This window comes from Ideonella azotifigens, from assembly GCF_006519715.1.
In the GTDB taxonomy this organism is placed as follows: Bacteria; Pseudomonadota; Gammaproteobacteria; order Burkholderiales; family Burkholderiaceae_C; genus Ideonella; species Ideonella azotifigens.
In genome coordinates this window covers 1-6,342 of the sequence record NZ_VIDT01000308.1, presented here as the reverse complement: position 1 = coordinate 6,342, position 6,342 = coordinate 1, and the positions used below count along the sequence as shown (strand labels likewise).

At 68.3% G+C, this 6,342-nt stretch carries 6 protein-coding genes; 5 read left to right on the top strand and 1 reads right to left on the bottom strand.

Annotated features, from left to right (window positions below; translation table 11 throughout):
• From polA to FKP22_RS17750, 5 genes are all read left to right on the top strand, one after another.
• The coding region (gene polA / locus FKP22_RS17770; protein ID WP_141288879.1) for a DNA polymerase I at nucleotides 1-1,753 on the top strand (1,753 nt) is incomplete at its 5' end.
• A gap of 124 nt (nucleotides 1,754-1,877) precedes the next feature.
• Nucleotides 1,878-2,294, top strand: a complete 417-nt coding sequence (locus FKP22_RS17765) for a PaaI family thioesterase (RefSeq protein ID WP_375140594.1) — start codon at nucleotides 1,878-1,880, stop codon at nucleotides 2,292-2,294.
• A 69-nt stretch (nucleotides 2,295-2,363) separates the two neighbouring features.
• Complete coding sequence (locus FKP22_RS17760; RefSeq protein WP_141288877.1) at nucleotides 2,364-3,278, top strand: UDP-2,3-diacylglucosamine diphosphatase; 915 nt, start codon at nucleotides 2,364-2,366, stop codon at nucleotides 3,276-3,278.
• 65 nt (nucleotides 3,279-3,343) lie between these two features.
• Entirely contained in the window at nucleotides 3,344-5,533 is a 2,190-nt protein-coding gene (ppk1, locus tag FKP22_RS17755; RefSeq protein WP_375140593.1) for a polyphosphate kinase 1, read from the top strand.
• A 5-nt stretch (nucleotides 5,534-5,538) separates the two neighbouring features.
• On the top strand, nucleotides 5,539-6,051 hold the full coding sequence (locus FKP22_RS17750) for a SixA phosphatase family protein (protein ID WP_141288876.1): 513 nt from the start codon (nucleotides 5,539-5,541) through the stop codon (nucleotides 6,049-6,051).
• Between the two features lie 6 nt (nucleotides 6,052-6,057).
• Here FKP22_RS17750 and FKP22_RS32190 read toward each other — a convergent pair.
• On the bottom strand, nucleotides 6,058-6,342 hold a 285-nt coding region (locus tag FKP22_RS32190), incomplete at its 5' end, for a YhaZ family DNA alkylation repair protein (protein ID WP_510606718.1).

Below are 6,342 nucleotides of genomic sequence, written 5' to 3'. Positions count from 1 at the left end.
GCAATTGCGCGCCGCGCCGCTGGCCGCCGTCGACACCGAGACCGATTCGCTGGACCCGGTGCGCGCCCGCATCATCGGCATCTCGTTTGCCATCGAGCCCGGCCGCGCGGCCTACGTGCCGACCGGCCACGACTACCCCGGTGCGCCGGACCAGCTGCCGCTGGACACCGTGCTGGAACAGCTCAGGCCCTGGCTGGAAGACCCGGCGGCGGCCAAGGTGGGCCAGAACCTGAAGTACGACCTGCACGTGTTCAACAACCATGGCGTGGCGCTGCGCGGCATCGCGCATGACACGCTGCTGCAGAGCTACGTGCTGGAAGCCCACAAGCCGCACAGCCTGGAAAGCCTGGCCGACCGCCACCTGGACCGCAAGGGCCTGAGCTACGAGGACCTGTGCGGCAAGGGCGCGAACCAGATCCCGTTCTCGCAGGTGGACGTGGAACGCGCGACGACCTACAGCGGCGAAGACAGCGAGATGTGCCTGCAGGTGCACCAGGACCTGTGGCCGCAGCTGCAGGCCGAGCCAGGGCTGCTGAACGTCTACCAGCAGATCGAGATGCCGGTCAGCCTGATCCTGCAGCGCGTGGAGCGCCACGGCGTGCTGATCGACCCGCAGCGCCTGGCGGACCAGAGCCGCCAGCTGGCCGAACGCATGATCGCGCTGGAGCGCGAGGCCTACGAGATCGCCGGCCAGCCCTTCAACCTGGGTTCGCCCAAGCAGATCGGCGAGATCCTGTTCACCAAGCTGGGCCTGCCGGTCAAGAAGAAGACAGCCAGCGGCGCGCCATCCACCGACGAAGAAGTGCTGCAGGAGCTCGCGGCCGACTACCCGTTGCCGGCCAAGCTGCTGGAGCACCGCAGCCTGTCCAAGCTCAAGGGCACCTACACCGACAAGCTGCCGCTGATGGTCAACCCGCAGACCGGCCGCGTGCACACCAACTACGCGCAGGCGGTGGCGGTCACCGGGCGCTTGTCGAGCAACGACCCGAATCTGCAGAACATTCCGATCCGTACCGCGGAAGGCCGTCGCGTGCGCGAGGCCTTCATCGCGCCGCCGGGCCACCGCATCGTCAGCGCCGACTATTCGCAGATCGAGCTGCGCATCATGGCCCACATCAGCGGCGACCCTGGCCTGACGCGCGCCTTCAGCGAAGGCATGGACGTGCACCGCGCCACCGCTTCGGAAGTCTTCGGCACCGAGCCGGGCGCGGTCACCAGCGAGCAGCGCCGCTATGCCAAGACCATCAACTTCGGGCTGATCTACGGCATGGGCGCGTTTGGCCTGGCGCAGAGCCTGGGCATCGACCAGAAGGCGGCGAAGAACTACATCGACCGCTACTTCGAGCGCTTTGCCGGCGTGAAGCGCTACATGGAGGAAACCAAGGAATCGGCCCGCCAGCTCGGCTATGTCGAAACCCTGTTCGGCCGCCGCATCTACCTGCCCGAGATCAATGGTGGCAACGGCCCTCGCAAGAGCGGCGCCGAGCGCCAGGCCATCAATGCGCCGATGCAGGGCACCGCGGCCGACCTGATCAAGCTGGCGATGATCGCGGTGCAGGGCGAGCTGGACCAGGAACAGCGCGCCACGCGCATGGTGATGCAGGTGCACGACGAACTGGTCTTCGAGGTGCCTGAAGCCGAGCTGGACTGGGCCAAGGAGGCCGTGCCGCGTTTGATGGCTGGCGTCGCTGCGTTCAAGGTGCCATTGATTGCAGAGGTCGGCGTCGGCGCGAACTGGGACGAGGCCCATTAGGAATGGCGCACCCGGCCTCGCGAGTACGCAAGGCCACCCGCCGGGCGGGTTGCGCAGCCGCCTTGAGGCGGCTCGGCGCCAGCTGCGTGGGGTGCGGTGTGGTCAAGTTTGGAGGACTGAAACGATGATGGACGCAGAAGAATTCAACGCCCGCGGCATGCGCACCTTGCCCGGCCACATGGGCATTCGCATCCTGGAGGTGGGCGAGCAGGTGAAGGCCGAGATGCCGGTGCGCCAGGAGGTGATGGCGCCGAATGGTTACCTGCACGCCGGCAGCATCGTCACGCTGGCAGACACCTGCTGCGGCTACGGCTGTGCGGCCAATTTGCCCAAGGGCGCGAAGGGCTTCACGACCATCGAGCTGAAGTCCAACCACCTGGGCACCGCGCTGGAAGGCATGATTGCCTGCACCGCGACCATGCTGCACGGCGGCCGCACCACCCAGGTCTGGGACGCGGTGGTCACGCACCGAGACACCGGCAAGACGATTGCGATGTTCCGCTGCACGCAGATGGTGCTGTACCCAGCGCCTGCAGCTTGAAGCCCACGTCACGGCGGCTTCATCTCGCGGTCATGCTTGCGTCACTGCGCCGGCCCAGCATGGGAAGCCATGCAGACCGCCTTCCTGCCCTCCGCGCCGGCCACGCCGGCAGCACCCCGGCCGCCTGACCTTGCTTCGCTGGCGCGCGCCACGCTGCTGTCAGACGAGCATGACGGTGCCGACGCGCCCTCGCCACGGCACCGCTTCCGCACCGTGTGGATCTCGGACGTGCACCTGGGCACCCCGGGCTGCCAGGCGCAGGCGCTGCTGGACTTCCTGCGTGTGACCGAGTGCGAGACGCTGTTCCTGGTTGGCGACATCGTCGACGGCTGGCAACTGCGCCGCAGCTGGTACTGGCCGCAGGCGCACAACGACGTGGTGCAGAAGCTGCTGCGCATGGCGCGCAAGGGCACGCGGGTCATCTACGTGCCGGGCAACCACGACGAGTTCGCCCGCAAGTACCTGGGCCACAGCTTTGGCGGCATCGAGGTGGTGGAAGACTGGGTGCACGTGACCGTTGACGGCCGCAAGTTGTGGGTCACTCACGGCGACCTGTTCGATGGCGTGATCCAGTGTGCCAAGTGGCTGGCCTACCTGGGCGACTCTGCCTACGAGTTCACGCTGAAGCTGAACCGCTACCTCAATCACTGGCGCGCCAAGCTGGGCCTGCCGTACTGGAGCCTGTCCAAGTACCTGAAGCTGAAGGTCAAGCGCGCGGTCAGCTACGTGGCGGACTTCGAGGGCGCGCTGGCCCGCGAGGCGCGCAAGCGCGGGGTGCAAGGCGTCGTCTGCGGCCACATCCACCATGCCGAGTTGCGCGACATCGACGGTATCCTCTACGCCAACGATGGCGACTGGGTCGAGAGCCTCAGCGCGCTGGTCGAGCACTTGGACGGCCAGCTGGCACTGGTCGACGGCGTGCAGCGTCCCGACTTCGCAGCGCCGGTTCCGGCGAGCCAGCCGGCGCTGGTGGCGGGCGCCTGATGGCGCCAGCTTCGCATTTGTGACAGCGTCACGGCGTCGTCACATAAAGTTCATAAACTGCCCGCATGAGTGCTGAGTCTGCCTTACGTGATGCTGCCCAACCGACCGAGACAGCGCCTGTCGTGCCTGCGCAAATGAGCACGCCGGCGGCACCGCTGGCCTCGCCGGCCGACGCAGCCCCCGGGCTGCCGCCGCTGCTGAACCGCGAGCAGGCCATCCTGGCCTTCAACCGCCGGGTGCTGGCCCAGGCCCAGCGCCCGGATGTGCCGCCGCTGGAGCGGCTGCGCTACGTGACCATCGTATCGTCCAACCTGGACGAATTCTTCGAGGTGCGTTTTGCCGACACGCTGGAGGCTGCCCGGGCCGCCGGCGGCGATGCCAGCCGTGACGACCTGGCCACGCTGGCCGCGCGAGCCCATGCATTGATCGACGAGCAGTACGCGCTGTTCAACACCAAGGTCATGCCGGCGCTGCGCCAGCACGGCATCGAGATCATCAACCACGCCGAACGCACGCCCGAGCAGCGCGAGTGGGTCTCGCGCTTCTACCAGCGCGAGCTGCGGCCGCTCTTGATGCCGGTGGGCCTGGACCCGACGCATCCGTTCCCGCAGGTGGCCAACAAGTCGCTGAACTTCATCGCCCGGCTGGGCGGGCGCGATGCTTTCGGCCGCGAGAGCACGATTGCCATCGTCAAGGTGCCGCGCGTGCTGCAGCGCGTGATCCGCCTGCCGGCGGAGGTTTGCGCGCCGGGCCAGCAAGGCTTTGTGATGCTTTCCAGCGTGATCCGGGCGCACCTGGAAGACCTTTTTCCCGGCCGCACCGTCGAGGCCTTCTCGCAGTTCCGCGTGACCCGCGATTCGGACCTGGAAGTCGACGAAGACGACACCGTCAACCTGCGCCAGGCCGTGCGCACCGGGCTGACCACGCGGCACTACGGCCAGGCCATCCGGCTGGAAGTGGTGAGCAGCTGCCCCGAGGAGCTGTGGCGCCTGTTGCTGGAGCAGTTCAAGCTGCCCGAGGCGGCGCTTTACCGCGTGGACGGCCCGGTCAACCTGGTACGGCTGAACCAGCTGATCGACCAGGCCGACGACGTGCCCGGCGTGCAGCTGCGTTTCCCGCCACACGAGCCGCGCTGGCCCTCGCGCCGGCTGCGCCGCGGCGAATCCATCCTCAGCGTGGTGCGAGAACACGACGTGTTGCTGCACCACCCGTTCGAAAGCTTCGACCCGGTGGTCGAGTTCCTGCGCGAAGCCGTGCTGGACCCGGACGTGCTGGTGATCCGCCAGACCATCTACCGCACCGGCGCGCAGTCGGTGCTGATGGACCTGCTGATCGAGGCGGCGCGGCGCGGCAAGGAAGTCACCGTGGTGGTGGAGCTGAAGGCGCGCTTCGACGAGGAGGCCAATGTCAACTGGGCCGACCGGCTGGAAGCGGTGGGCGTGCAGGTGGTCTACGGCATCGTCGGCCTGAAGACGCATGCCAAGCTGCTGCTGGTCACCCGCCGCGAGGCCAGCAAGCGCGGCGGCGTGAAGATGCGCCGCTATGTGCACCTGTCCACCGGCAACTACAACCCCAAGACGGCCAGGCTCTACACCGACCTGGGCTACCTGACGGCCGACCCGCGCATCACCGCCGATGCCGAGGCCGTGTTCCAGCAGATTGGCAGCCTGACCCGTCTGGGCCCGCCGCGCCAGCTGCTGACCGCGCCCTTCGTGCTGCACGACCGCCTGATGCGGCACATCGAGCAGGTCGGTGCAGCGTCGGCCGCCGGCTACGGTGGGCGCATCGTCGTCAAGTGCAATGCCTTGACCGACCCGGCGCTGATCCAGGCGCTGATGCGTGCCGGCCAGGCCGGTGCGCAGATCGACCTGATCGTGCGCGGCGCCTGCATGCTGCCGCCAGGCCTGCCGGGGCAGACCGACAACATCCGGGTGCGCTCGGTGGTCGGCCGCTTCCTGGAGCATTCGCGGGTGCTGTACTTCCGCTGGGGCGATGGCGACGAGGAAGAGGCGCTGTACCTGTCGAGTGCGGACTGGATGAGCCGCAACATGTTCCGCCGCATCGAGCTGGCCTGGCCGGTGCGGGACCCCAGGCTGCGCCAGCGCGTGATCGACGAATGCCTGGTGCCTTACCTGCACGACACCCGCGACGCCTGGCTGCAGCAACCCGATGGCAGCTACCAGCGCGTGTCCAGCGAAGGCATCAGCGTGCAGCAGGCCTTGATGCAGCTCTACTCCTCTCGCAGCACCGCCTGACACCCATGGACCTGATCCTCTGGCGCCACGCCGAAGCCGATGAAACCGCGGCCGAGCTGCCCGACCTGGAGCGGGCGTTGACCACCAAGGGCGAGCGCCATGCGCGGCGGGTGGGCGAGTGGCTGAACCGCTTCCTGCCGGAGCGCACGCGGGTGCTGGTCAGCCCGGCCAAGCGCACCCAGCAGACCGCGCATGCGCTGGGCCGGCGCTTCAAGACGGTCGAGACGCTGGGCCCGGACGGCACGGTCGAAGGCTTGCTGGCCGCCGCGCGCTGGCCGGATGCCAAGGAGCCTGTGCTGGTCGTCGGCCACCAGCCCACGCTGGGCCTGGCCGCGGCCTACCTGATGATCGGCCCGCGCATGGCGGCGGCGACCTTCAGGGCCGAGGACGGCAGCGAAGACCCGGCGATGCTGCCCTGGGCCGTGAAGAAGGGCGGCGTGTGGTGGCTGCGCTACCGGCCGCGCGAGGAGCGCGGCGAGGTGGTGCTGGTTGCTGTCCGCACCCCCGAGCAAATCTGATCAGGCTCAGCCAGGCAGCAACTCGAAGCTGGCCTCGGCGACGACCGCGCCGTTGACCTGCAGCTCGACCTTGTGCAGCCCCGGGTAGTAGCGCCGCGTGGTGATGGGCTTGAGGGCGTGGCTGCGCTGCAGCAGCAGCGTCTCGCCGGCCCCAAGTTCGCGCTGCCAGCCCTTGAAGACCTTGGCGCTGGTCCGGCCGTCGGCTTTCACGTGATGCACCAGGTAGTCGACCAGCAAGGTCTGGCGCTCGGCCGCGGTGCTGCGCAGCGTGGCACGCAGCTGCACCGCGCC